Origin of the sequence: Ramlibacter humi (assembly GCF_004681975.1) — a bacterium.
Classification (GTDB): Bacteria; Pseudomonadota; Gammaproteobacteria; order Burkholderiales; family Burkholderiaceae_C; genus Ramlibacter; species Ramlibacter humi.
This window is the reverse complement of record NZ_SMLK01000001.1, coordinates 474,583-500,436: the sequence shown is the minus strand read 5'-3', so window position 1 is coordinate 500,436 and position 25,854 is coordinate 474,583. Positions and strand designations below refer to the sequence as shown.

24 protein-coding genes are annotated in these 25,854 nt (G+C 69.1%); 5 read left to right on the top strand and 19 right to left on the bottom strand.

Annotated elements, in window-relative coordinates; all coding sequences use genetic code 11:
• Window positions 1-30: 30 nt before the first annotated feature.
• Complete coding sequence (locus tag EZ216_RS02385; protein ID WP_135247972.1) at window positions 31-795, bottom strand: IclR family transcriptional regulator; 765 nt, start codon at window positions 793-795, stop codon at window positions 31-33.
• Between the two features lie 86 nt (window positions 796-881).
• Here EZ216_RS02385 and EZ216_RS02380 point away from each other — a divergent pair, with 86 nt between their 5' ends.
• Genes EZ216_RS02380 through EZ216_RS02365 form a run of 4 tightly spaced genes read left to right on the top strand, consistent with a single transcriptional unit; the run spans window position 882 to window position 4,968 of the window.
• Window positions 882-1,697 carry an SDR family oxidoreductase gene (locus EZ216_RS02380; RefSeq protein WP_135247971.1) on the top strand — a complete coding sequence of 272 codons (816 nt, stop codon included), beginning with the start codon at window positions 882-884 and terminating at the stop codon, window positions 1,695-1,697.
• Between the two features lie 24 nt (window positions 1,698-1,721).
• Window positions 1,722-3,035, top strand: coding sequence for a flavin-containing monooxygenase (locus EZ216_RS02375; protein ID WP_135247970.1), 1,314 nt, complete (start codon window positions 1,722-1,724; stop codon window positions 3,033-3,035).
• A gap of 11 nt (window positions 3,036-3,046) precedes the next feature.
• Window positions 3,047-3,976, top strand: a complete 930-nt coding sequence (locus EZ216_RS02370; RefSeq protein ID WP_135247969.1) for a bile acid:sodium symporter family protein — start codon at window positions 3,047-3,049, stop codon at window positions 3,974-3,976.
• Window positions 3,973-4,968 carry an SDR family oxidoreductase gene (locus EZ216_RS02365; RefSeq protein WP_135247968.1) on the top strand — a complete coding sequence of 332 codons (996 nt, stop codon included), beginning with the start codon at window positions 3,973-3,975 and terminating at the stop codon, window positions 4,966-4,968. The genes EZ216_RS02370 and EZ216_RS02365 overlap by 4 nt, the downstream gene beginning before the upstream one ends.
• Window positions 4,969-5,010: 42 nt before the next feature.
• Here EZ216_RS02365 and ftsH read toward each other — a convergent pair whose 3' ends face one another.
• Together ftsH and EZ216_RS02355 are read right to left on the bottom strand one after the other, a co-directional pair.
• Window positions 5,011-6,924 (bottom strand): ATP-dependent zinc metalloprotease FtsH, encoded by a 1,914-nt coding sequence (ftsH, locus tag EZ216_RS02360; protein ID WP_135247967.1) that lies wholly within the window; start codon window positions 6,922-6,924, stop codon window positions 5,011-5,013.
• Window positions 6,925-7,117: 193 nt separating this feature from the next.
• Entirely contained in the window at window positions 7,118-7,780 is a 663-nt protein-coding gene (locus EZ216_RS02355; protein WP_135247966.1) for an RlmE family RNA methyltransferase, read from the bottom strand.
• 36 nt (window positions 7,781-7,816) lie between these two features.
• Here EZ216_RS02355 and EZ216_RS02350 point away from each other — a divergent pair, with 36 nt between their 5' ends.
• Complete coding sequence (locus tag EZ216_RS02350) at window positions 7,817-8,290, top strand: YhbY family RNA-binding protein (RefSeq protein ID WP_135247965.1); 474 nt, start codon at window positions 7,817-7,819, stop codon at window positions 8,288-8,290.
• Here EZ216_RS02350 and EZ216_RS02345 read toward each other — a convergent pair.
• The 16 genes from EZ216_RS02345 to EZ216_RS02270 form a co-directional block, all read right to left on the bottom strand.
• Window positions 8,287-8,718, bottom strand: coding sequence for a DUF4149 domain-containing protein (locus tag EZ216_RS02345; RefSeq protein WP_135247964.1), 432 nt, complete (start codon window positions 8,716-8,718; stop codon window positions 8,287-8,289). The two genes, EZ216_RS02350 and EZ216_RS02345, sit on opposite strands and share 4 nt — an antisense overlap.
• Before the next feature lie 5 nt (window positions 8,719-8,723).
• Entirely contained in the window at window positions 8,724-9,200 is a 477-nt protein-coding gene (gene greA / locus EZ216_RS02340; RefSeq protein WP_135247963.1) for a transcription elongation factor GreA, read from the bottom strand.
• 100 nt (window positions 9,201-9,300) lie between these two features.
• A complete protein-coding gene (kdoO, locus tag EZ216_RS02335; RefSeq protein ID WP_135247962.1) occupies window positions 9,301-10,194 on the bottom strand; it encodes a Kdo hydroxylase KdoO in 894 nt (297 codons plus the stop codon).
• Between the two features lie 5 nt (window positions 10,195-10,199).
• Window positions 10,200-13,451, bottom strand: coding sequence for a carbamoyl-phosphate synthase large subunit (gene carB, locus EZ216_RS02330; protein WP_135247961.1), 3,252 nt, complete (start codon window positions 13,449-13,451; stop codon window positions 10,200-10,202).
• A gap of 3 nt (window positions 13,452-13,454) precedes the next feature.
• A complete protein-coding gene (gene carA / locus EZ216_RS02325) occupies window positions 13,455-14,621 on the bottom strand; it encodes a glutamine-hydrolyzing carbamoyl-phosphate synthase small subunit (protein ID WP_135247960.1) in 1,167 nt (388 codons plus the stop codon).
• Window positions 14,622-14,788: 167 nt separating this feature from the next.
• The gene (locus EZ216_RS02320) at window positions 14,789-15,553 is read right to left on the bottom strand and encodes a TrmH family RNA methyltransferase (protein ID WP_135247959.1); all 765 of its coding nucleotides are present in this window, start codon (window positions 15,551-15,553) and stop codon (window positions 14,789-14,791) included.
• A complete protein-coding gene (gene rnhB, locus EZ216_RS02315; RefSeq protein ID WP_135247958.1) occupies window positions 15,550-16,212 on the bottom strand; it encodes a ribonuclease HII in 663 nt (220 codons plus the stop codon). The genes EZ216_RS02320 and rnhB overlap by 4 nt, the downstream gene beginning before the upstream one ends.
• Window positions 16,202-17,344, bottom strand: coding sequence for a lipid-A-disaccharide synthase (lpxB, locus tag EZ216_RS02310; RefSeq protein WP_205959606.1), 1,143 nt, complete (start codon window positions 17,342-17,344; stop codon window positions 16,202-16,204). The genes rnhB and lpxB overlap by 11 nt, the downstream gene beginning before the upstream one ends.
• Window positions 17,345-17,347: 3 nt before the next feature.
• Window positions 17,348-18,142 (bottom strand): acyl-ACP--UDP-N-acetylglucosamine O-acyltransferase, encoded by a 795-nt coding sequence (lpxA, locus tag EZ216_RS02305; RefSeq protein WP_135247957.1) that lies wholly within the window; start codon window positions 18,140-18,142, stop codon window positions 17,348-17,350.
• Window positions 18,142-18,579: a 3-hydroxyacyl-ACP dehydratase FabZ gene (gene fabZ / locus EZ216_RS02300; protein ID WP_135247956.1), complete on the bottom strand. Its 438-nt coding sequence runs from the start codon at window positions 18,577-18,579 to the stop codon at window positions 18,142-18,144. The genes lpxA and fabZ overlap by 1 nt, the downstream gene beginning before the upstream one ends.
• Window positions 18,580-18,581: 2 nt before the next feature.
• Window positions 18,582-19,547 (bottom strand): UDP-3-O-(3-hydroxymyristoyl)glucosamine N-acyltransferase, encoded by a 966-nt coding sequence (gene lpxD / locus EZ216_RS02295; RefSeq protein ID WP_135247955.1) that lies wholly within the window; start codon window positions 19,545-19,547, stop codon window positions 18,582-18,584.
• 7 nt (window positions 19,548-19,554) lie between these two features.
• On the bottom strand, window positions 19,555-20,067 hold the full coding sequence (locus EZ216_RS02290) for an OmpH/Skp family outer membrane protein (RefSeq protein WP_135247954.1): 513 nt from the start codon (window positions 20,065-20,067) through the stop codon (window positions 19,555-19,557).
• The gene (gene bamA, locus EZ216_RS02285; protein ID WP_135247953.1) at window positions 20,067-22,361 is read right to left on the bottom strand and encodes an outer membrane protein assembly factor BamA; all 2,295 of its coding nucleotides are present in this window, start codon (window positions 22,359-22,361) and stop codon (window positions 20,067-20,069) included. Before bamA ends, EZ216_RS02290 begins: the two co-directional genes overlap by 1 nt.
• 54 nt (window positions 22,362-22,415) lie before the next feature.
• Complete coding sequence (rseP, locus tag EZ216_RS02280) at window positions 22,416-23,789, bottom strand: RIP metalloprotease RseP (protein ID WP_135247952.1); 1,374 nt, start codon at window positions 23,787-23,789, stop codon at window positions 22,416-22,418.
• 21 nt (window positions 23,790-23,810) lie between these two features.
• A complete protein-coding gene (ispC, locus tag EZ216_RS02275; RefSeq protein ID WP_135247951.1) occupies window positions 23,811-25,001 on the bottom strand; it encodes a 1-deoxy-D-xylulose-5-phosphate reductoisomerase in 1,191 nt (396 codons plus the stop codon).
• Complete coding sequence (locus tag EZ216_RS02270) at window positions 24,998-25,852, bottom strand: phosphatidate cytidylyltransferase (RefSeq protein WP_135247950.1); 855 nt, start codon at window positions 25,850-25,852, stop codon at window positions 24,998-25,000. Before EZ216_RS02270 ends, ispC begins: the two co-directional genes overlap by 4 nt.
• Window positions 25,853-25,854: the final 2 nt, after the last annotated feature.

Here is a 25,854-nt window from a genome sequence, read left to right as displayed (position 1 = left end):
GACTGGATTGTCCGCCAGCTGCGCCGCCGCTCATTCGCTGCCCAGCGTGCGTCCGAGGGCGCGGGCCGCGTCGGAGAGGCGCCCCAGGTGCTGCAGCGCCCGCGCCAGCGGCATGCGCGCGGCAGGTGCCTGCACCGCGACCGCGCAGCGCACCGCGTTCTGCCCCGGCGCGAGCACCGGCACGGCGACGCAAACCAGGCCCTGCACATACTCCTCGGCATCCACCGCGTGGCCGCAGCCGCGGATGCGCTCGAGCTCCTCGTCCAGCGCCTGGCGCGTGGTGATCGTCTGCGGCGTGTGGCGTTCGAGCGCCACGCCGTCCAGCAGCAGCTGGCGCCGCCGTGCGGGCAGATGCGCCAGGAACAGCTTGCCGCTGGCCGAACAGTGCAACGGCACGCGCGTGCCGGGCCGCAACTCGATGCGCAGCGGGAAGGCGCTTTCGACCCGATCCAGGTACACCACTTCCGCGCCGCTCAGCGCGGTGAGGTTGCAGCTCTCGCCGATGTCCGCCGCCAGCTGGCGCAGCACCGCATGGCGCACGCCCAGCTGGCTGCTGGTGGAGAGCGCCGCTTCCGCCAGGCCCAGGGTGCGCGCGGTGAGCGAATAGCGGCGCCCGTCCGGCTGGCGCGCGAGCCAGCCGCCGGCTTCCAGCTGGCCGAGCATGCGGTGCACCGTGGGCTTGGCCCAGCCCGTCGCCGCAACGGCATCGGCGAGGCTGAACGCGCGCGTCTGCTGCGCCAGGGTCTCCAGCAGTTCCAGCAAGCGCAGGCCGGGCGCGGTAGCGTCGGAAGTCATCGAAATCTCGGAAAACGAGACGGGAGCGTAGAAATTTCCGGGATTATCGGACCGCGCGGCTAAGCTGCGGCGCGGCTTTCCCACCCATGACTTCGAACCATTACGGCAACGCCATCGTCACCGGCGCCTGCGGCGGCCTCGGCCAAACGCTCGCCGCCCGGCTGATCGCGGGCGGCGCTCGCGTGGCGCTGGTGGGGCTGCAGCGGCCGGTGCTCGATCAGCTGGCGGCGCAGGCCCCTGACCGCTGCGCGGTCTACACGCCCGATGTCTCGGACGCGCAGGCGATGCGCGCCATGGCGGCCGACTGGATGGCCCGGCACGGCACGCCCGATCTGGTGCTGGCCAACGCCGGCGTGGCCGGCGGCTTCGACACCGCGCAGGCCGATGACCTGGCCGTGCTGCGCCGCATGCTGGAGATCAACCTGCTGGGCGTAGCCACCACCTTCCATCCGTTCCTGGCGCCGATGAAGGCCGCGGGCCGCGGCAGCCTGGTGGGCGTGGCCAGCATCGCCGGCTGGCGCGGCATGCCGGGCAACGGCGCCTACTGCGCCAGCAAAGGCGGCCTGATCCGCTACCTGGAAAGCCTGCGAGCGGAGCTGCGCGGCACCGGCGTGCACGTCTGCACGGTGAGCCCGGGCTACATCCGCACGCAGCTCACGGCCGCCAACCAGTTTGCGATGCCGGGCCTGCTCGATGCGCAAGAGGCGGCTCGCATGCTGCTCGCGCGTGCGGCGCGCGGCGAGGAGCATGTGGTGCTGCCGCGGCGCATCGGCTGGCTGTCGCGTACCCTCGCGCTGCTGCCCGCGCCGCTGCACGACCGCATCCTCAACCGGCAACCCCGCAAGGCGCGCCCCGGCGAGCCGGGCAGCACCGCGATCCCCGGCCTCGGCCGCGACGACTGAGAACAAGAAAGCAAGAGGAGACGAATGACGACGCAGACCCCGCGCACGATCGCCCTGATCGGCGCCGGCCCCAGCGGGCTGGCCGCTGCACGCAACCTGCAGAAGGCCGGTCTGCCCTTCCAGGGGTTCGAAGCCCACTCGGACGTGGGCGGCCTGTGGGACATCGCCAACCCGCGCAGCACGGTCTACCACTCCGCGCACCTGATCTCCAGCAAGCGCACCACGGAATTCGCCGAATTCCCGATGGGCGACGAGGTGGCGGACTACCCCAGCCACCGCGAGCTGCGCGAGTACTTCTCCGCGTTCGCCGACCGTTTCGACCTGCGACGGCACTTCCGCTTCGGCGTGCGGGTACAGAAAGCCGAACCGCTGGACGGCAGCGAATCGCCGCCCTGGCGCCTGACATGGACCGCGGCCGACGGCAACTCGCACAGCGAGGTGTTCGCCGGCCTGGTCGTCGCCAACGGCACGCTGGCCGAGCCCAGCCTGCCGCGCTTCGAAGGCCGGTTCGACGGCGAGCTGCTGCACACCGCCGCCTACAAGCACCCTTCCCTCTTCGCCGGCAAGCGCGTGCTGGTGGTGGGCGCGGGCAATTCGGGCTGCGACATCGCGGTGGATGCGGTGCACTACGCGAGCAGCGTGGACCTCTCGGTGCGCCGCGGTTACTACTTCGTGCCCAAGTACGTGTTCGGCAAGCCGGCCGACACGCTGGGCGGCAAGGTGAAGCTGCCGGCGTGGCTGAAGCAGAAGATCGATTCGACCATCCTGAAGTGGTTCACTGGCGACCCGGTGCGTTTCGGTTTCCCGAAGCCCGAGTACCGCATGTACGAGTCGCACCCGGTGGTGAACTCGCTGGTGCTGCACCACATCGGGCACGGCGACATCGCGGTGAGGCCCGACATCGCGCGCTTCGACGGGCACACCGTGCACTTCAAGGACGGCAGCGCGCGCGACTACGACCTGGTGCTGTGCGCCACCGGCTACAAGCTGCACTACCCGTTCCTGGACCCTTCGCTCCTGAACTGGGACGGCATGGCGCCGCGGCTGTACCTGAACATCTTCGCGCCGCGGTTCGACAACCTCGCCGTGGTCGGCATGATCGAAGCCAGCGGCATCGGCTGGCAGGGCCGCTACGAGCAGGGCGAGCTGGTGGCGCGCTTCTTCAAGGCGCGGGCGGAAGGCTCGCCGAAGGCGCAGGCGCTGCGCCACGCGAAAGCGGGACCGCCGCCCGACCTGAGCGGCGGGTACCGGTACCTGAAGCTGGAGCGCATGGCTTACTACGTCCACAAGGACACCTACCGCGCAGCCGTGCGGCAGGCGTCCGCGGCGCTCGCTTAGGAGGAGCACCCATGGTCCCCGTCGACGAGATCCGGCTGCACTTCGACCCCGCTTCGCTGGTGGTGCTGAACGTCGTGCTCGGCTTCCTGATGTTCGGTATCGCGCTGGACACGCGGGTCGCCGACTTCAGGCGCGTGCTGCGCATGCCGGGCGCCATGGCCGCGGGCATCGCGGCGCAGTTCCTGGTGCTGCCCGCCGTGACCTTCGTGCTGACGCTGGTGCTGCAGCCCGCGCCCAGCATCGCGCTGGGCATGCTGCTGGTGGCCTGCTGCCCGCCGGGCAACATCAGCCAGATCCTCACGCACCAGGCCAAGGGCAACGTGGCGCTGTCGGTGTCCATGACGGCGCTGTCGAACGCGCTGTCCATCGTGCTGATGCCCATCAACTTCGCGTTCTGGGGCGCGATGCACCCGACGGCGGCGCCCCTGCTGCGCCGCATCGCGCTGGACCCGGTGGACATCGGCGGCCACATCCTGGCCATCATCGCGGTGCCCTTCGTGCTGGGCATCCTTTGCGCGGAGAAGCTGCCGCGGCTCGCGCAGCGCATCCGCAAGCCCGCGCGCATCCTCAGTTTCCTGGCGTTGGTGGCCTTCATCCTGGGCGCGGTGGCGGGCAACTGGAAGTACTTCATTGACTACGTCGGCCTGGTGCTGCTGGCGGTGGCGCTGCACGACGCACTGGCCTTCGCCACCGGCTACGCGTGCGCGCGGCTCACGGGCCTGCCCGACCACGATCGCCGCGCGGTCACCATCGAAGTGGGCATCCGCAATTCCGGTCTCGGCCTGGTGCTGATCTTCAGCTTTTTCGGCGGGCTGGGCGGCATGGCGGTGGTCGCCGGCGTGTGGGGCTTCTGGGACATCATCGCGGGCCTGGCGCTGGCGCGGTGGTGGGCGCGGCGGCCGGCGCAGGGCGCCCCGGCGGTGGCGTCGAAGCCCGCATGACCGCGGCCTCCCCCGCACGGCGGGTGCTGGTCACCGGCGCCGACGGCTTCATCGGCCGCGGCCTGGTCGCCGCGTTGGTCGGCGAGCCCGGCGTCGAACGCATCGTCGCCACCGACGTGCGCGACGTGCCGCAGGAGCGCCGCCTGCCGGACGTACGCTACCTGCGCCTGGACGTGCGCGATCCTTCGCTGGCCGCCACGCTGCGCGAACACGCCATCGACGCGGTCGTGCACCTGGCCTCCATCGTCACGCCCGACCCGCGCATGGGCCGCGAGATCGCGTACCAGGTGGACGTGCTGGGCACGCGCAACGTCGTCGATGCCTGCGTCGCCGCGGGCGTGGCGCAACTGGTGGTCAGCTCCAGCGGCGCGGCGTACGGCTACCACGCCGACAACCCGGCCTGGCTGCGCGAAACCGCCCCGCTGCGCGGCAACGAGGCCTTCGCGTACTCGCACCACAAGCGGCTGGTGGAGGAGATGCTGGCGCAGGAACGCGAAAGCCATCCGCAGCTGGCGCAGACCGTGCTGCGCATCGGCACCATCCTGGGCGAACGGGTGGACAACCAGATCACGGCGCTGTTCGAGAAGCCGCGCCTGCTGGCGGTGCGCGGCAGCGACAGCCCGTTCGTCTTCGTCTGGGACGAGGACGTGGCCGGCGCCATCCTGCACGCGCTGCGCACGCGGCGCGCCGGCTGTTTCAACCTGGCGGGCGACGGCGCGCTGACGCTGCCGCAGATCGCCGCGCGGCTGGGCAAGCCGCTGCTGGCGCTGCCGGCGGGCCTGCTGCGCGCGGGGCTGGCCGCCGGCAAGGTGCTGCGGGCCACCCGCTACGGGCCGGAGCAGCTGGACTTCCTGCGCTACCGGCCCGTGCTGCTGAACACCGCCTTGAAGGAAGACTTCGGCTACGTGCCGGGGAAGACCAGCGCGCAGGCTTTCGATGCCTTCGTGGCCGCCCGGGCCGCGCAAGGCCGGCCGGTCAGCCGCCTGGAATGAAAACGGCGCCCTGTGGGCGCCGTCGTTTTCAGGCCGTGAGGCTCAGGCCGCGCTGGGTGCCGGGTTGTCCGCGCCGACCGCGCTGCCGCCGGAACCGCCGCCGCCGGTGGGCGAACGCGGCGTGAAGTCCTTGGGCGGACGCGGGTCCTTGCCGGCCATGATGTCGTCCAGCTGCTCGGCATCGATGGTTTCCCACTCGAGCAGGGCCTTGGCCATGGCGTGCATCTTGTCGCTGTGCTCCTCGATCAGCCGGCGCGCCAGGGCGTACTGGTCGTCGATGATGCGGCGCACCTCCAGGTCGACCTTCTGCATGGTCTGCTCGGAGATGTTGGTGGTCTTGGTGACCGAGCGGCCCAGGAACACCTCGCCTTCGTTCTCGGCGTACACCATCGGGCCCAGCGCGTCGGACATGCCGTAGCGCATGACCATGTCGCGGGCCAGGTGGGTGGCGCGCTCGAAGTCGTTGCTGGCGCCGGTGGTCATCTGGTTCATGAACACCTCTTCCGCGATGCGGCCGCCGAACAGCATGCTGATCTGGTTGAGCATGTACTCGCGATCGTAGCTGTAGCGGTCCTGCGAGGGCAGGCTCATGGTCACGCCCAGCGCGCGGCCGCGCGGGATGATGGTGACCTTGTGCACCGGGTCGCACTTGGGCAGCAGCTTGCCGATGAGCGCGTGGCCGGACTCGTGGTAGGCCGTGTTGCGGCGCTCTTCCTCCGGCATGACCATGCTCTTGCGCTCGGGGCCCATCAGGATCTTGTCCTTGGCCTTCTCGAAGTCCTGCATCTCGACCACGCGCGCGTTGCGGCGCGCGGCCATGAGGGCGGCTTCGTTGCACAGGTTGGCCAGGTCGGCGCCCGACATGCCGGGCGTGCCGCGGGCGATGATCTCGGCCTTCACGTCCTGGCCGATCGGCACCTTGCGCATGTGCACGTTCAGGATCTGCTCGCGGCCGCGGATGTCCGGCAGCTGCACGTAGACCTGGCGGTCGAAGCGGCCCGGGCGCAGCAGCGCGGCGTCCAGGATGTCCGGCCGGTTGGTGGCGGCGATGACGATGACGCCCAGGTTGGTCTCGAAGCCGTCCATCTCCACCAGCATCTGGTTGAGGGTTTGCTCGCGCTCGTCGTTGCCGCCGCCCAGGCCGGCGCCACGCTGGCGGCCCACCGCATCGATTTCGTCGATGAAGATGATGCAGGGCGCGTTCTTCTTGGCGTTCTCGAACATGTCGCGCACGCGGGCCGCGCCCACGCCGACGAACATCTCCACGAAGTCGGAGCCGGAGATCGAGAAGAACGGCACCTTGGCCTCGCCGGCGATGCCCTTGGCGAGCAGCGTCTTGCCGGTGCCGGGGGGGCCGACCAGCAGCAGGCCGCGCGGGATGCGCCCGCCCAGCTTCTGGAACTTCTGCGGGTCCTTGAGGAAGTCGACGACTTCCTTCACCTCTTCCTTGGCCTCGTCGCAGCCCGCAACGTCGGCGAAGGTGACCTGGTTGTTGTTCTCGTCGAGCATGCGCGCCTTGCTCTTGCCGAACGAGAACGCGCCGCCCTTGCCGCCGCCCTGCATCTGCCGCATGAAGTAGATCCACACGCCGATCAGCAGCAGCATCGGGCCCCAGCTGACCAGCAGGGTCATGAGCAGGGAGCCCTCTTCGCGCGGCTTGACGTCGAACTTGACGTTGTTGTTGATGAGGTCACCGACCAGGCCGCGGTCGAGGTAGGTGGCGGTGGTGCGCACCTTGCGGTCGTCGGTGGTGATGGCGACGATCTCCGTGCCGCCCTGGCCTTCCTGGATCACCGCGTTCTTGATGCGCTTGGCCCGCACTTCCTCCAGGAAGTCCGAGTAGCCCATGACGCTGGCGCCGGCGGCGCCGCGCGTGTCGAACTGCTTGAACACCGTGAACAGCACGAGCGCGATGACGAGCCAGACGGCGATTTTCGAGAACCACTGATTGTTCAACTCAGACTCCGGGGAAACCGGACCGCACGCAGGCGGTCACCTGATCCAATTGCGCCCCATTCTAGGGGTTTCAAGTCGTGGAATGATGCAAAAAGGCTACGGAAACCATAGGCAAAGGGTGACGACCCGTAGCCGGTGAAAAGCCCGCGGGGGCGCGGGGAAAAAGCCTGCGGCGGTGAGAGGAGAAACCCCTTCAGGCCGGCTTCTTCAGGCCGATGCCCACCAGGAAAGTTTCCGAGGAGCGGTCACGAGAGGCCTTGGGCTTGTGAGCCTTCACGACGCGAAAGGTTTCCTTGAAAAGTTTGGCCAGCTGGCTGTAGCCGCTGCCATGGAAGACCTTCACCACCAGCGCGCCGTCGGGTTTCAGGTGGGCGCGGGAGAAATCCACCGCCAGTTCGACCAGGTGGCTGATGCGGGCGGCGTCCGCCGACTCGATGCCCGACAGGTTGGGCGCCATGTCCGACACCACCGTGTCGGCCTTGCGGCCCGCCACCGCCTCCGCCAGCCGCGCCAGCACCGCGTCTTCGCGGAAATCGCCTTGCAGGAAGGTGACGCCTTCCACCGGCTCCATCGGCAGGATGTCCAGCGCCACGATGGTGCCGTCCAGCTCGCCGACGGCCGCGCCCTGCGGTGACAGCTTGCGGCGCACGTACTGGCTCCAGGCCCCCGGCGCCGACCCCAGGTCCACCACCAGCTGGCCCGGCTTGATCAGCCCGAAGGTCTCGTCGATCTCCTTGAGCTTGTAGGCGGCGCGGGCGCGAAAGCCCTCCTTCTGGGCGAGCTTCACCCACGGGTCGTTGACATGGTCGTTCAGCCATGCCTTGTTCACCTTCTTGCTCTTGGTCTTGACCTTCACGGGTTCCTTCCTGCGGGCGGGGATAATACGCGCCCCATGCCTGCCCTGATCCTCACCATCGCCGAACGAAAGGCGCATCGCGCCGAAGCCCACCACCTCGATCCGGTGGTGATGATCGGCAACGACGGCCTGACGCCGGCCATCGTCAAGGAAACCGACGCGGCGCTGAACGCGCACGGCCTGATCAAGGTACGGGTCCTGGGCGACGACCGCGAAGCGCGCCAGGCCATGTACGAGCAGCTGGCCGACCAGCTGGGCGCCGCGCCCATCCAGCACATCGGCAAGCTGCTGGTGCTGTGGCGGCCCAAGCCCAAGAAGGACAAGGCGGTCGACGAAGACCGCAAGCCCGGCCCGCGCGACTTCAAGGTGCTGAAGTACAGCAAGCGCGGCGGCCAGCGGCCGGAAGTGAAGACCCTGCGCGTGCTGGGCAACCAGCGCCTCACGCCCGGCGGGCAGGTGAAGCGGGCCAAGCCCAAGCAGAAATCGGTGAAGAAGGGCCGGCTGGACTAATCCGCCGGGCGGCCGGCGGCGCCCACCGCCTTCCACAGCGCCACCAGCGCGCAGACCCACTGCAGCCCGAACAGCGCGCTGCCCACGCCGTGCCACAGCCGAAGGTTCTCGCGCGCCACGATGCGCGGCGCGACGGCGAACTCCGACAGCAGGGCCAGCAGCATGCCGGCCAGCACGAACACCAGCGCGCCACGGGCCCAGTCCATGCGCGGCGCCTCGCCCCTCTCGCGCGAAGCCACCAGCATCACCAGCCCGCAGCCGAGGCCGATCCAGGTCAGCGCCGAAAACAGCCGGGCCGCCACCTGTCCCGCCTGTGCGGGTGTGGGCAGCGTGGCGAAAAGCAGGGGAACGGCAATGCCGCCGATGGCGGTGAGGCCGCCCCACCACAGGGCCGCCGCGAGCACCGGAAGGCGCTGTCGCCAGGCCATGGGCTTCAGAGGTAGTGGACGGCGACGATTTCGTAGCGCTTGAGGCCGCCGGGCGCCTGCACCTCGGCGGTGTCGCCCTCCTCCTTGCCGATCAGCGCGCGGGCGATCGGGCTGGAGATGTTGATCAGGCCGTCCTTCAGGTCGGCTTCGTCCTCGCCGACGATCTGGTACTTCACCTTCTCGCCGGAGTCCTCTTCCTCCAGCTCGACCGTGGCGCCGAACACCACCTTGCCGCCGGCGTCCAGCCGCGACGGGTCGATGACCTGCGCGGCCGCCAGCTTGCCTTCCAGCTCGCGGATGCGGCCTTCGATGAAGCCCTGGCGGTCCTTGGCGGCGTCGTACTCGGCGTTCTCCGAGAGGTCACCCTGCGCCCGCGCCTCGGCGATGGCATTGATCACCCAGGGCCGCTGCACGGTCTTCAGCTCGTGCAGCTCGGCCTTCAGCTTCTCGGCGCCGCGCTTGGTGATGGGGATGGTGGCCATGTCTCTGTTCGTCCTCAAAAGCAAAAGCAAAACCGCCGGACGTTGCCGACCGGCGGTGTTTCAGGGGCAATGATACCGAACTGCGCCCGGCGGCGAAGTCTCAGGCCCGCACGGGCAGTGGCGCGCCCTTCAGCGGCCGGCCGGCCAGGCGCGTGAGGATGGCGAGCGGGCTGGCGGCCGGGTCGTACTGCGCCGCCACGGGCAGGTGGAACGTCTGCTCCAGCATGTACTGGCCCGACATGGCGGCATGCAGGGTGTGGTCGGAGAAGCAGACCCAGGTGGCGCCGGCGGCGAATTGCACGGTGGCCTGCGGCGCTTCGCGCTGGTAGCGCTCGTCGGCCTTCATGCGGTCGTGCAGTTGCAGCATCAGGTGGTCGTACTCGCTGCGCAGCGATTTCGTGACCTTCAACCGGTTCAGCAGCGCCGCCTGCCACGGCCGGTACGCCGGCAGCTGCGGCAGGTAATGGCGCGCCAGGTCCTCGAACGGCTCGCCGACCCGCCACACGCGCGGCTGCCCGTCCGGGTTGATGTTGGTGAACACGCGCAGGATGCGCTCGCCGCGATTGGGACGGCTGGGGAACGCATCGACGTGCAGGCGGCGGTCGTCCGCGCGCACCGACTGCTCGCGCGTCGCCACTTCCGCCGGACGCAGGCTGGTCGGCGCCGCGCGCAGCGCGGGGTCATAGGCGGGAAAAAGGCCGCGCACGAGCGACCGCGCGTCCTGCGCGAAACGCCGCAGCATGCCCTTGACCTTCGTCTCGACTTCGGGGCCGCCGGCCGCTCCCTTGAGCTGCCCGGCCGCATCCAGGCTGATGTTGCGCACGCCCTGCGCGAGCAATTGCGGCGCCAGCAGCTGCCGCTCGCCGGCGCCGAGCTCGAACGCGAGCCGGGGGAAGTACAGCACCCGCCCGGCTTCGACCGCCGCCGCCCAGCCGGCCTCGTGCACGGCACCTGCCCATTCACACAGCTGCAGCACGAGGACGGGGTCGGTCATTGGCGTCAGGCGAGTTGTGCGTGAAGCTCCTGGACCGAATACACATCCAGGTGGTCCATGTACTTCATGCCTTCCACGGCCGCTTCGGCGCCCGCGATGGTGGTGAAGGTGGTCACGCGGGCCAGCAGTGCCGAGGTGCGGATGGCGCGCGAGTCGGCGATGGCGTTGCGGCGCTCCTCGACCGTGTTGATCACCATGCAGATCTCGTTGTTCTTGATCATGTCCACCACGTGCGGGCGGCCTTCGGCGACCTTGTTCACGGTCTGGCAGGCGATGCCCGCCGCGGCGATGGCCGCGGCCGTGCCCTTGGTGGCGACCAGCTCGAAGCCCATGCCGGCCAGCTGGCGGGCGATGTCCACCGCTCGCGGCTTGTCGCTGTTCTTCACCGTGAGGAACACCTTTTTCGAAGCGTCGCTGGGGCGCGGCAGGCGCGTGCCGGCGCCCAGCTGGCTCTTCACGAATGCCTCGCCGAAGGTCTTGCCCACGCCCATCACCTCTCCGGTGGACTTCATCTCGGGGCCGAGGATGGTGTCCACGCCGGGGAACTTCACGAACGGGAACACCGCTTCCTTCACGCTGAAGTAAGGCGGCGTCACTTCCTCGCGGATGCCCTGCGATTCCAGTGACTGGCCGACCATGCAGCGCGCGGCCACCTTGGCCAGCTGGATGCCGGTGGCCTTGCTGACGTAAGGCACGGTGCGCGACGCGCGCGGGTTCACCTCGAGCACGAAGATGACGTCCTGCCCGTCCTTTTCCTGGATGGCGAACTGCACGTTCATCAGGCCGACCACGTTCAGCGCCTTGGCCATGGCGGCCGTCTGGCGCTTGAGTTCGTCAACCGTCGCCTTGGACAGCGAGTACGGCGGCAGCGAACACGCAGAGTCGCCAGAGTGCACGCCGGCCTGCTCGATGTGCTCCATCACGCCGCCGATGAAGGTGCGCTGGCCGTCGGACAGGCAGTCGACGTCGCACTCGATGGCGTCGTTGAGGAAGCGGTCCAGCAGCACGGGCGAGTCGTTGGAGACTTTCACCGCCTCGCGCATGTAGCGCTCGAGGTCGCGCTGCTCGTGCACGATCTCCATCGCGCGGCCGCCCAGCACGTAGCTGGGACGCACCACCAGCGGATAGCCCAGCGCCTGGGCTTTCTCCAGCGCGTCGGCTTCGGTACGGGCCGTCGCGTTGGGCGGCTGGCGCAGGCCCAGTTCGTGCAGCAGCTTCTGGAAGCGCTCGCGGTCTTCCGCCGCGTCGATCATGTCGGGGCTGGTGCCGACGATGGGCACGCCTTCGCGCTCCAGGCCCAGCGCCAGCTTCAGCGGCGTCTGGCCGCCGTACTGCACGATGACGCCGGTGGGCTTTTCCTTGTCGACGATCTCCAGCACGTCTTCCAGCGTCAGCGGCTCGAAATACAGGCGGTCGGAGGTGTCGTAGTCGGTGGAGACGGTTTCCGGGTTGCAGTTGACCATGATGGTCTCGTACCCGTCCTCGCGCAACGCCAGCGCGGCGTGCACGCAGCAGTAGTCGAACTCGATGCCCTGGCCGATGCGGTTGGGCCCGCCACCCAGCACCATGATCTTCTTCTTGTTGGTCGGCTCCGCTTCGCACTCGTCCTCGTAGGTCGAGTACATGTAGGCGGTGTTGGTGGCGAACTCGGCGGCGCAGGTGTCCACGCGCTTGTAGACCGGGCGCACGCCCAGCTTCTTGCGCAGCTCGCGCACGGCCTTGTCGGTGGTCTTCAGCAGCTTGGCCAGGCGGCGGTCGGAGAAGCCCTTGCGCTTGAGCAGGCGCAGCGTGTCCTTGTCCAGAGACGCCAGTGCGCCCTCGCCCTTGCTTTCGGCGATCTTGTCCAGCTCGAGTTCGATCTTCACGATCTCCTCGATCTGCACCAGGAACCACTTGTCGATCTTCGTCAGGTCGTGAACCTCGTCCACGCTCCAGCCGGCCGCGAAGGCATCGCCCACGTACCAGATGCGTTCGGGGCCCGGCTCGCCCAGTTCCTTTTCCAGCACCTCGCGGTCCTGCGTCTTCTCGTTCATGCCGTCGACGCCGACTTCCAGCCCGCGCAGCGCCTTCTGGAACGATTCCTGGAAGGTGCGGCCCATGGCCATCACCTCGCCCACCGACTTCATCTGCGTGGTGAGGCGGCTGTCGGCGGCCGGGAACTTCTCGAACGCGAAGCGCGGGATCTTGGTGACGACGTAGTCGATGGAAGGCTCGAACGAAGCCGGCGTGGCGCCGCCGGTGATCTCGTTGCGCAGCTCGTCCAGCGTGTAGCCCACGGCCAGCTTGGCCGCGACCTTGGCGATGGGGAAGCCCGTGGCCTTGGACGCCAGCGCCGAGGACCGCGACACGCGCGGGTTCATCTCGATGACGATCATGCGGCCGTCCTTCGGGTTGACCGAGAACTGCACGTTGGAGCCGCCCGTGTCCACGCCGATCTCGCGCAGCACCGCCAGCGAGGCGTTGCGCATGATCTGGTATTCCTTGTCGGTGAGCGTCTGCGCCGGCGCGACGGTGATGGAGTCGCCGGTGTGCACGCCCATCGGATCCAGGTTCTCGATGGAGCAGACGATGATGCAGTTGTCCGCCTTGTCGCGGACCACTTCCATCTCGTACTCCTTCCAGCCGAGCAGCGATTCCTCGATCAGCAGCTCGTTGGTGGGCGAAGCTTCCAGGCCGCGCTTGCAGATGACCTCGAATTCCTCGGGGTTGTAGGCGATGCCGCCGCCGGTGCCGCCCAGCGTGAAGCTGGGGCGGATGACGGTGGGGAAGCCCACGCTCTTCTGCACCGCCCAGGCCTCGTCCATGGAATGCGCGATGCCCGAGCGGGCGGAACCGAGACCGATCTTGGTCATCGCCTCCTTGAACTTCTGGCGGTCCTCGGCCTTGTCGATGGCGTGCGGGGTGGCGCCGATCAGTTCGACCTTGTGCTTCTCCAGCACACCGTTGCGCCACAGGTCCAGCGCGCAGTTCAGCGCGGTCTGGCCGCCCATGGTGGGCAGGATGGCGTCGGGCTTTTCCTTGGCGATGATCTTCTCGACCGTCTGCCAGGTGATGGGCTCGATGTAGGTGACGTCGGCCGTGGCCGGGTCGGTCATGATCGTCGCGGGGTTGCTGTTGATCAGGATGACCTTGAAGCCCTCCTCGCGCAGCGCCTTGCAGGCCTGCACGCCGGAGTAGTCGAACTCGCACGCCTGGCCGATGATGATCGGGCCGGCGCCGATGATGAGGATGCTCTTGATGTCTTGGCGCTTGGGCATGGCTTACTTCTTCTGGTCCATCAGGCCGGTGAACTTGTCGAACAGGTAGCCGATGTCGTGCGGGCCGGGCGAAGCTTCCGGGTGGCCCTGGAAGCAGAACGCGGGCTTGTCGGTGCGCTCCAGGCCCTGCAGCGTGCCGTCGAACAGGCTGACGTGCGTGGCGCGCATGTTCGCGGGCAGCGTCTTCTCGTCCACCGCGAAGCCGTGGTTCTGGCTGGTGATCGAAACGCGGCCGTTGTCCAGGTCCTTCACCGGGTGATTGGCGCCGTGGTGGCCGAACTTCATCTTGAAGGTCTTCGCACCCGAAGCCAGCGCCATGATCTGGTGGCCCAGGCAGATGCCGAACGTCGGGTAGCCGTCCTCGATCAGTTCCTTCGTCGCCGCGATGGCGTAGTCGCAAGGCTCCGGATCGCCGGGGCCGTTGGAGAGGAACACGCCGTCGGGCTTGAGCTTCTTCACTTCGGCCGCGGGCGTCTGCGCCGGCACCACGGTGACCTTGCAGCCGCGCTCGGCCAGCATGCGCAGGATGTTCTTCTTCACGCCGTAGTCGAACGCCACGACGTGGTACTTCGGCTGGTCGAGATGGCCGTAGCCGGCGCCCAGCTGCCACTCGGTCTGGTCCCAGCCGTAGTCCTTGTCGACCGACACGACCTTGGCCAGGTCCAGCCCGTTCATCGCGGGCGCCTTGCGGGCTTCGGCGACGGCGCGCTCGATCAGCCCGGGCGCGATCTCCTCGCCGGGCTTCAGGCCGACGAGGCAGCCGCTCTGCGCGCCCTTGGTGCGCAGGATGCGCGTGAGCTTGCGCGTGTCGATGTCGGCGATGCCGACCGTGTTCTCGCGCTGCAGGTACTCGGTCAGCGTGAGGTGGCTGCGGAAGTTGGAAGCGACCAGCGGCAGGTCGCGGATGATGAGGCCGGCCGCGTAGACCTTGGCCGCCTCGACGTCCTCTTCGTTGACGCCATAGTTGCCGATGTGCGGATACGTCAGCGTGACGATCTGCTGCGCGTAGCTGGGGTCGGTGAGGATTTCCTGGTAGCCGGTGATCGCGGTGTTGAACACGACCTCGCCGGTCGTGGTGCCTGCGGCGCCGATCGAAGTGCCAGGAAAGACCGTGCCGTCTGCGAGCGCCAGGAGGGCGGGAGGGAGGGCTCGCTGCTGGGACAAAAGCACTGGGTTCTCCGGTAGGTGCGGGTACGCCCAAACCACAGCCGGACAAACTACCGTCCGGTGTTGCTTTTGTTCAGGGGAGGAGCTGGGGCTGCGCTAGGCGTACGGGTTTGCGGGAAAGCCTCTGATTATAGCCCGCCACCGAAGCGTTCCCGCCGCCGCGGGGGCAATCAGCCCGCGCGCGCGGCGGCGCTGGCGTGCAGGCAGATGGCGGCGGCGGCGGCCACGTTCAGCGACTCCTCGCCGCCGGGCTGCGCGATGCGCACCGACATCGCCGCGCGTGCCGCCACGTCCGGCGACACGCCCTGCCCTTCATGGCCCAGCAGCCACGCGCAGGGCCAGGGCAGCGCGGCGCGATGGAGCAGATCGCCGGCATGCGAGCTGGTGGCCAGCAGCGGCACCTTCAGCGAATCCAGCGCCTCGGGCAGGGCCGCGTCGTGCAGCGCCAGCGCGAAGTGCGCCCCCATGCCGGCGCGCACGACCTTGGGCGACCACAGCGAAGCCGAGCCCTTGAGCGCGACCACCTGCGTGAAACCGAAGGCGGCCGCGCTGCGCAGGATGGCGCCCACGTTGCCGGCGTCCTGCACGCGGTCCAGCACCACGGTGGGCGCATGCGCGTCGACGGCGCGCGGCTCGGGCACCGGGATGACGAACGCCATGGCGGCCGGCGACTCCAGGCCGCTGAGCGCGCGAAACAGCGGATCGGCCAGCACCAGCACGCGTGCCGGCGAGTCCAGCCTTTCGCGGCACGACTCGGCGTACACCGCCAGCAGCGGCCGCACGCCGCGCGCCAGCGCCGCGCGCGCGAGGTGGTCGCCTTCCAGCCACACGCGGCCCTGCTTGCGCCAGGCGGTGTTGTCCTGCGCCAGCAAGCGCAGCGAGCGGAACTGCGGGTTGTCGGTGGAGCGGATGACCGCGGGCGCGGCTTCCGTCACTGCACGGTGACCTGGATCGTCACGGCCGGCTGCGCGCCGGCGGGCGTGAACGTCGCCGCGACCGGCGCGAAGAACTTGCGGTGGTGCACGCAGGCACCGTGCGCGCGCAGCGCCGCCAGATGCTCGGGCGTGCTGTAGCCCTTGTGCGAGGCGAAACCGTACTGCGGGTATTCGTCGTGCAGCTTCGCCAGCAGGCGGTCGCGGTGCACCTTGGCCAGGATGGAGGCCGCGGAGATGGACTTCACCTTGGCGTCGCCGCCGACGATGGCTTCGGCGAGCACCTCGATGCGGGGGAGCGCGTTGCCGTCCACCAGCACCTTGACCGGCTTCAGGCGAAGGCCCTCCACGGCGCGCTTCATCGCCAGCATGGTGGCGTGGTAGATGTTCAGCTCGTCGATCTCGGCGACGCTGGCCTCGGCGACCGAGCAGCACAGCGCCTTGTCCATGATCTGGTCGTACAGGCGCTCGCGCGTCAGCGCCGTCAGCACCTTGGAATCGGCCAGGCCGCGGATGCGCTTGCCGTCGTCCAGGATGACGGCGGCGGCCACCACCGGCCCCGCCAGCGGGCCGCGGCCCGCCTCGTCCACGCCCGCCATCAGGCCGGCCGGGTCCCATGCCAGGCGAGCCTGCTCGCCCTTCGTCAATTTCTTAGCTCGCATTCGCGATGACTTTTCCGATCGCGTCCGTCGCCAGGGCCGCCGTGTCGCGCCGCAGCCGGTGGTGCAGCACGGTGAACCTCTCCCGGACCGCCTGCATTCTGTCAGGCGAAGCGAGCCATTCCAACAGGGAGGTGGCCAGCGCTTGCGGGGTCGCGTCGTGCTGCAGCAACTCGGGCACCACAAACTCCTCGGCCAGGATGTTGGGCAGCCCCACCCAGGGCTGCAGCTGCTTTCGCCGCGTGATGCGCCAGCTCAGTTCGTTCATGCGGTAGGCGATGACCATCGGCCGCTTGAACAGCGCCGCTTCCAGCGTGGCCGTGCCGCTGGCGATGAGCGTCAGGTCGCAGGCGGCCAGCGCCTCGTGCGAACGGCCGTCCAGCACCAGCAGCTCCTCGCCCAGCCCGGCCTGCCGTGCCGCCGCCAGGATGGCGGGCTTGAGCGCCGGCAGCGCGGGCACCACGAAGCGGATGCCGGGGCGCTGGCCGCGCAGCAGCCGCGCCGCTTCGAAAAACGGCCGCGCCAGGTGCTGGACCTCGGCGCGCCGGCTGCCCGGCAGGATGGCGACGACCTCCGCTTCCGCCGGCAAGCCGATGGCCACGCGTGCCGCCAGGCGGTCGGGCTCCAGCGGGATGACGGCGGCCAGCGGATGGCCGACGTAGGTGGCGTGCACGCCCGAGCGCGCCAGCAGTTCGGGCTCGAACGGGAAGATGCACAGCACGTGGTCGCAGGCACGGCGGATCTTGTCGATGCGCTCGGGCCGCCAGGCCCAGATGGCCGGGCAGACGAAGTGCACGGTGCGGATGCCCGCGGCGCGCAGGCCGGCTTCGAGGTCGAGGTTGAAGTCCGGCGCATCCACGCCGATGAACAGCTGCGGCCTCTCGCGCAGCAGCCTTTCCTTCAGCTTGCGGCGGATGCCGACGATCTCGGGGTAGTGCCGCAGCACCTCGACGTAGCCGCGCACCGCGAGCTTCTCGTACGGCCACCAGGCCTGGAAGCCGTGCGCGGCCATCTGCGGCCCGCCGATGCCGAAGGAAGAAAGGTCCGGCCAGCGCCGGCGCATGCCCGACAGCAGCAGCCCCGCCAACAGGTCGCCGGACGCCTCACCCGCGGCCAGCGCTACCCGGGGATCCATGGGTCAGCGGACGATGCCGCGCTGCGGCGAGACGCGGGCGAGGAACTCCGCCATCAGCTGCACATCGGGCGCGGCTTCGGGCGTTTCCGCCGCCAGCGCGTGGATGCGCTGGGTGGCTTGCTCCAGCGTCAGGCCTTCGCGGTACAGCGCCTTGTGCATGGTTTTCACCGCCGCCACGCGCGCGGCCGAGAAGCCGCGGCGGCGCAGGCCTTCGTAGTTCATCGAGCGCGCCTGCGCCGGGTTGCCTTCGCTCATGACGAAAGGCGGCTGCTCGGCCAGCAGCACCGAACCCATCGCCGTCATGCCGTGCGCGCCGATACGCACGAACTGGTGCACGCAGGTGTACGCGCCCAGGATCACGAAGTCGCCCACCTCGACGTGGCCGGCGATCTGCGCGTTGTTGGCGAAGATGGTGTTGTCGCCCACCAGGCAGTCGTGCGCCAGGTGGGTGTAGGCCATCATCCAGTTGTCGTTGCCCAGCCGCGTGACGCCGCCGCCCTGCACCGTGCCCACCTGGTAAGTGCTGTATTCGCGGATGACGTTGCGGTCGCCGATGACCAGCTCCGTCGGTTCGCCGCGGTACTTCTTGTCCTGGTTGGCCGAGCCCAGCGAGACGAACTGGAAGATGCGGTTGTCGTGGCCGATGGTGGTACGGCCTTCGATCACCGTGTGCGGGCCCACCGTGGTGCCGGCGCCGATCTTCACGTCGGGGCCGACGATGCTGAACGGGCCGATCGTGACGCCGGCGTCGATCTGCGCCTTGGGATCGACGATGGCGGCCGGGTGGATGCCCGCCATCAGGCGACGGTCCTCATCGTGCACATCAGTTCCGCTTCGCAGGCGATGTCCTCGCCCACGCGCGTGACGCCCTTGAACTTGTAGATGCCGGCCTTGGCGCGCTCGAGCTGCACGTCCATGACCAGCTGGTCGCCCGGCTCCACGGGCCGCTTGAAGCGGGCCGCGTCGATGCCGGCAAAGTAGTACACGGTCTTGTCGTCGGGCGTGACGCCCTGGGTGGCAAAGGACAGCAGCGCGGCCGACTGGGCCATGGCTTCCAGCATCAGCACGCCCGGCATCACCGGGCGGTGCGGGAAGTGGCCGGTGAAGAACGGCTCGTTGATCGTCACGTTCTTGATCGCGCGGATGCTCTTGCCCAGCTGGATGTCCAGCACGCGGTCCACCAGCAGGATGGGGTAGCGGTGCGGCAACTGCTTGAGGATCTGGTGGATGTCCATCGTCATGATTTTTTCTCGAGGGCTCTCACGCGGTCGCGCAGCGCATGCAGTTGCTTCAGCGACGCGGCGTTCTTCTCCCAGGCCGCATTCTCGTCGATGGGAAACACGCCGGTGTAATGGCCGGGCTTGAGGATGGACCGCGTGACCAGCGAGAACGACGACACGTGCACGCGGTCGGCCAGCGTCAGGTGCCCCAGGATGCCCGCGCTGCCGCCGATGGTGCAGTAGGCGCCGATGCTGGCGCTGCCCGCGATGCCCGCGCAGCCCGCGATGGCCGTGTGGCGGCCGATGCGCACGTTGTGCCCGACCTGCACCAGGTTGTCGATCTTCACGCCGTCCTCGACGAGGGTGTCGGCCAGCGCACCGCGGTCGATGCAGGTGTTGGCGCCGATCTCCACGTCGTCGCCGATGCGCACCGCGCCCAGCTGCTCGATCTTTTCCCACTCCCCCTGGCGGGGCGCGAAGCCGAAGCCGTCGGCGCCGATGACCACGCCCGGGTGCAGCAGGCAGCGGGCGCCGATGATGCAGTCCTCGGCCACGGTGACGCGCGACTTGAGCACGGTGCCGGCGCCGATGCGCGCACCGCGCTCGACGACGCACAGCGGCCCTATGGTGGCGGTGGGGTCGACGTGGGCCGCCGGGTCCACCACCGCGCTGGCATGGATGCCGCCGGCGCCTGCCGGCGCCCGGCGCGCCTTCCACAGCTGCGTGACGCGCGCGTAGTAGAGGTAAGGGTCGTCCGCCACGATGGCCGCGCCGCGGGCGAGCGCGGCTTCCTGCAGGGCCGGGGAGACGATGACGCAGCCGGCGCGCGAGGCGGCCAGCTGCTGCTGGTAGCGGGGGTTGCTCAGGAAGCTGAGCTGGGAAGGACCGGCCGATTCGAGCGGCGCCAGCCCTTCGATGGCGGCGCCGCGGTCGCCATGAAGCTGCCCACCGAGCGAGTCCACGATGTCGCCCAGGCGGAGCATGGAAGCCTCACTTGGCGGCGTTGAGCGCCTTGATCACCTTGTCGGTGATGTCGTGCTTGGGGTTGATGTAGACCGCTTCCTGGATGATGAGGTCGTACTTCTCCTGCTCGGCCACCTGCTTGACGACGCGGTTGGCGCGCTCGAGGACCTGCTGCAGTTCCTCGTTGCGGCGGGCGGTCAGGTCTTCCTGGTACTCGCGGCGCTTGCGCTGGAATTCGCGGTCCTGGTCGACCAGCTGCTTCTGGCGCTGCTGGCGCTGGCTTTCGGACAGCGTGGGGGCTTCGCGCTCGAACTTGTCGGAGGCGTTCTTGAGCGAATTGCCCATGTCGCCCAGTTCCTTTTCGCGGCGCGAGAACTCCTGCTCCAGCTTGGCCTGGGCAGACTTGGCGGAATTGGCTTCGCGGAAGATGCGGTCGGTATTGACGAACCCGACGCGGAAGGCTTCCTGCGCCAGCGCGGGCATCGACAGCGCCAGCGCGCCGACCAGGGTCCAAAGCTTGAGACGGCTCAGGTACTTCATCAGAAAGAGGTTCCGATCTGGAATTGCAGACGCTGGATTCTATCCCCGGCGAATTTCCGCACCGGCTGGGCAATGGCGAGGCGCAGGGGACCGATGGGCGAAATCCAGGACACGCCCACGCCCGTGGCGACACGCATCAGGCTGAAGTCGATCTTTTCGTTGTCGCCGTACACGTTGCCCGCGTCGACGAAGCCGAAGAGGCGCAGCGTGCGGTCGTTGCCCGCGCCGGGGAACGGCACGAACAGCTCGGCGTTCAGGGTGATCTTCTTCGTGCCGCCGATGGACGCGCCGGTGACGTCGCGCGGGCCCAGCGTGCCCTGCTCGAAGCCGCGCACCGAACCCAGGCCACCGGAGTAGAAGTTCTTGAAAACCGGGTAGAGGTGTCCGCCGATGGCCTTGCCCAACCCCAGTTCGCCGTTGATGGCCAGCGTGTACTGCTTGTTCAGCGGGATGTACTGCTGGTACTGGTACGACGCACGGCCGTAGCGCGCGTCGGCGATCAGGCCCAGTTCGCCGGACACGCGCTGCAGGCGGCCGGTGGTGGGCGCGATGGCGCTGTCGCGGTCGTCGCGCGTCCAGCCCACCGTCAGCGGCACGCCGTAGCTGGTGTAGCCGACCGATTCGGCGTAGGCCAGGTACGCCGCCGGGATGTTGGTGCCGGGCTTGAGCTGGGTGCGCTCCACGGTCGCGCCGAAGTACACCGTGTCCAGCTCGCTGAACGGCACGCCGAAGCGCAGGCCCAGGCCGGTGGTGGCCAGCTCGTAGTTGCCGCCCTGCTGCTCGTACGGCTTGGAGCTGCGGTGGTAGATGTCGATCGTGCGCGAGACCCCGTCCTGCGTGAAGTACGGGTCGACCGAGGTGAGCGCGATCGTGCGGTTGTACTTGCTGGTGTTGACCTCGGCGCTCAGGTACTGGCCGGAGCCGAACGCGTTCTCCTGCTTGATGCCGAAGCCCAGGCCGAGCTTCTCGGCGCTGGAGAAGCCGGCCGACAGCGTCAGGCTGCCGGTGGGCTTCTCGGCCACCGTGACGTTCAGGTCCACCTGGTCGGGCGCGCCGGGCACGTCCGCCGTCTCGATGTTGATGTCCTTGAAGAAGCCCAGGCGGTCGATGCGGTCGCGCGAGAGCTTGATCTTGTCGCCGTCGTACCAGCTGGATTCGAACTGGCGGAACTCGCGGCGGACCACTTCGTCGCGCGTGCGGTTGTTGCCGGCGATGTTCACGCGGCGCACGTAGGCGCGGCGCGACGGGTCGGCCACGAGCGTGAACGCCACCAGGTTGCGCGAGCGGTCGATCTCGGGGCGGGCCTCCACGTTGGCGAAGGCGTAGCCGAAGCTGCCGAAATAGTCGGTGAAGGCCTTGGTGGTCTCGGTCACCTGCTCGGCGTTGTACGACTCGCCCGGCCGGATCTTCACCAGCGTCTTGAAGTCGTCTTCCTTGCCGAGGTAGTTGCCTTCCAGCTTCACGCCGCTGACGACGAAGCGCTCGCCTTCGGTGACGTTCACCGTGATGGTGATGTCCTGCTTGTTCGGCGAGATGGCCACCTGGGTGGAATCGATGCGGAATTCCAGGTAGCCGCGGTTCAGGTAGTACGAACGCAGGCTCTCCAGGTCGGCATTGAGCTTGGAGCGCGAGTAGCGGTCGGACTTGGTGTACCAGGACAGCCAGCCGCCGGTGTCCAGGTCGAACAGGCCCTTGAGGGTGCCCTCGCTGAAGGCGTGGTTGCCCACGATACGGATGTCGCGGATGCGCGCCGGCTCGCCTTCGGTGATCGTGAAGGTGAGGTTGACGCGGTTGCGCTCCATGGGCGTGACGGTGGTGACCACCTCGGCGCCGTACAGGCTGCGGTTGATGTACTGGCGGCGCAGTTCCTGCTCGGCGCGGTCGGCCAGCGCCTGGTCGTAGGGGCGGCCCTCGGCGATGCCCGAATCGCGCAGGGCCTTGCGCAGGGTGTCCTTGTCGAACTCGCGCGCGCCGGCGAAGTCGACGTCGGCCACCGTCGGGCGTTCCTCGACGATGACCACCAGCACGTCGCCGGAGACTTCCAGCCGCACGTCCTTGAACAGGCCCAGGCCGAACAGCGCGCGGATGGCGGCGGAGCCCTTTTCGTCGTTGTACTGGTCACCGACGCGGAATGGCAGCGAGGCGAAGACCGTGCCCGGTTCCACGCGCTGCAAGCCCTCGACGCGGATGTCGCGGACGGTGAAGGGATCCACGGCCCAGGCGTTGACCGCGAAAGCGGCCGCGATCATGCCCGAGACGGTGCGCGCGCGAATGCGCTTGAATTGGTTCTTCATCGAGTCCTGGGTGCCCCGCCGTCCCGGGGCTGGCCGCTAGGGGCCTTGTTGTTCTCAACCGAAGAGACGCGTGACGTCGTTGAACAGCGCGATGGTCATCATGACCAGAAGCACCGCGACGCCGCCCCGCTGCAGCCTCTCCATCCACGCGTCCGGGACGCTTCGCCCCGTGACCGCCTCCCACAGATAATACATGAGGTGCCCGCCATCGAGCACCGGCAAAGGCAGCAGATTCAGCACGCCGAGGCTGACGCTGATCATCGCCAGGAACACCAGGTACTGCACCAGCCCCAGGCTAGCGGACTTGCCCGCGTAGTCGGCGATCGTCAGCGGCCCGCTCAGGTTCCTGAGCGACGCCTGTCCCACCACCATGCGCCCCATCATCTTCAGCGTGAGCAGCGAAACCTCGCCGGTCTTCGCCGCGCCGCGCCACAGGCCTTCCAGCGGGCCCGAACGCACTTCCACCATCTGCGGCGGCAGGCCGACGTAGGCGCCGATGCGCGCGATGCGCTTGCCGGCGTCCTGCACCACTTCCGGCGTGACGTCCAGTTGAACTTCGCGGCCGTCGCGGCGCACGGTCCATGGCGCGGCAGCCGGGGTGCCGGACGCGCCCTGGGCGCGGATCCATTCGCGCAGCTGGATGGCGTCGACCACGGCCAGGCCGCCGGCGCGCAGCACCTCGTCGCCCTGCCGCAGGCCGGCACGCTCGGCCGCGCTGCCCTTCATGATTTCGCCGATCACCGGCGCGGTGTAGGGGCCGAGCAGGCCGATGCGGCGGAACAGCTGCGCGTCAACGTCGGGCGCCTGCAGCTGGCTGAGGGGCAGCGCCACCTCGCGTTCGCCGCGGCGGCCCGGCTCCGTCACGGCCAGGCGCACGTCGCGCGCGTCGAGCGCCCCGCGCGTGAGCAGCCAGCGCACGTCCTCGAATGACCGCACCGGCGCAGCCGGTTCGCCATCGAAGCCCGCGCGCGTGACCGTCTCGCCGCCGTGCAGGCCGGCCTGCTGCGCCACCGAACCCGCCACGGGCGACGCGAGGATCGCCTGCGGTTCCATCGTGCCCCACCAGGCGACGACCGCGTAAAGAAACACGGCCAGCAGCAGGTTGGCCGCGGGACCGGCCGCGACGATCAGGGCTCGCGAGCGCAGCGGCTGCGTGTTGAACGCCAGGTGCCTTTCCCCGGGCGCGACCGGCGCTTCGCGTTCGTCCAGCATGCGCACGTAGCCGCCCAGCGGGAAGGCGCCGATGACGAATTCCGTGTCCTGATTGGGGCGCTGCTTCTTCGGCTTCCAGCGGTACAGCGTCGTGCCGAAACCGACCGAGAAGCGCAGCACCTTCACGCCGCACGCCACCGCCACGCGGTAGTGGCCCCATTCGTGAACCGCCACGAGCAGGCCCAGGGCGACGATGAAAGCGACGATGGTGAGCATGGGATGAGTCCTCGCGGGAACTCAGCCGGCGACCGCGATGGCGTCCCGCGCGGCCTGCCGCGCCCGCGCGTCCAGCGCCAGCAGGTCGGCGAGCTCCCGCGGCTTGGAGGGCGAAACGCGCTCCAAAGTTGCAAGGTTCACGCCATGGATCTGGTCGAAGCGGATGCGGCGGTCCAGGAACGCGGCCACCGCTTCCTCGTTGGCCGCGTTCAGCACGGCCGTGGTGCCTGCCGGGCCGCGCAGCGCATCCCAGGCCAGTTGCAGGCCGGGGAAACGCTCGCGGTGGCCATGGCTGTCCAGCGACTCGAACGTCATGTCCGCCAGCCGCGTGAAGTCCAGCGGCTCTGCGCCGGAGGCGATGCGCCCCGGCCAGGCCAAGCCGTACGCGATGGGCACGCGCATGTCCGGCGTGCCCAGCTGCGCCACCACCGAGTGGTCGCGGTACTGCACCATCGAGTGGATGACGCTCTGCGGGTGGATCACCACCTCCAGCCTCTCGGGCGGCAGGCCGAAGAGGTAGCGCGCCTCGATGACTTCCAGCGCCTTGTTCATCATGGTGGCCGAGTCCACCGAGATCTTGCGGCCCATCACCCAGTTGGGATGGGCGACCGCCTGGTCCGGCGTGACGTCGCGCAGCGTGGCGGGCTCGCGCCGGCGGAACGGGCCGCCCGACGCCGTGAGGATGATCTTGTCCACCCTGTCCTGCCAGGTGGCCGCGTCTTCCGGCAGCGACTGGAAGATGGCCGAATGCTCGCTGTCGATGGGCAGCAGGGTGGCGCCGCCGGCGCGCACCGCTTCCATGAACAGGTCGCCGCCGACGACGAGCGCTTCCTTGTTGGCCAGCAGCAGCCGCTTGCCCGCGCGCGCGGCGGCCAGGCACGAAGCCAGGCCGGCCGCGCCGACGATGGCGGCCATGACGGTGTCCACGTCGTCGCGCACCACCACCTTCTCAAGCGCGCCCTCGCCGCTCAGGACGGTGACGGGCAGGCGCTCGGCTTCCACGCGGCGGGCCAGTTCGCGCGCCGCGGCGGCATCGGTCATCACCGCGAACCGCGGCTTGAATTTCGCGCATTGCGCGAGCAGCGGTTCCACGCGCGTCGCGGCGCTGAGCGCCACGACCTCATAGCGATCCGGGTGGCGCTCGATGACGTCGAGCGTGTTCACGCCGATGGAGCCGGTGGCCCCCAGGATGGCGACACGTTGGCGGTTCATCGCACCGCCTGCGCGGACAGCATCATCGCCAGCGGCAGCGTGGGCAGCAGCGCGTCGACGCGATCCAGCACGCCGCCGTGGCCAGGAAGCAGCCCACTGGAATCCTTGGCGCCGGCGCTGCGCTTCATCAGCGACTCGACCAGGTCGCCGACCACGCTCATCGCGGCGAGGAACACCACGCCCAGCACCACCAGCCACCAGCCGGCCTGCGCCAGGCGGCTGTAGAAGCTGGGCACGGCGGCCTGCCAGTGCGCATCGGCGGCGATCCATCCGATGGCCAGCACCAGCACGCCCAGCATGCCGCCCCACACGCCTTCCCAGCTCTTGCCCGGGCTGATGGAAGGCGCCAGCTTGTTCTTCGTGAACTTCAGGCCGAAGGTGCGGCCGGCGAAATACGCGGCGATGTCCGCCACCCAGACCAGCACCAGGATCGACAGCAGGAAGTTGATGCCTTGCACGCGCGCCTGCGCGACCGCCAGCCATGCGAGCCAGAGCGCGCCCAGCCCGCCCGCCAGGCGCGCCAGGCGCGGGATGCCGGGCCAGCCGCGCACACCGGCGCGCAGCAGCAGCCCGCCGGCCAGCACCCATGCGGCACCGCCGGCGGTCCACAGCAGCGGCAGCGGCTTGTCCAGCCAGCCCGCGCCCCACGCAGCCACGCAAAGCGCGACGCACAACAGGCCCATGGAGACCGACGCGGCGTCGCTGCAGCCGTTCAGGCGCCCGAACTCCCAGGCGCCCGCGGCGATGAGCACCAGCGCGATGGCGGCGAACGGGATCGGGGTGGGCCAGAACAGGGCCGGCAGCAGGATGGCCAGCAGGACGATGGCCGTGATGACGCGTTGCTTGAGCATGT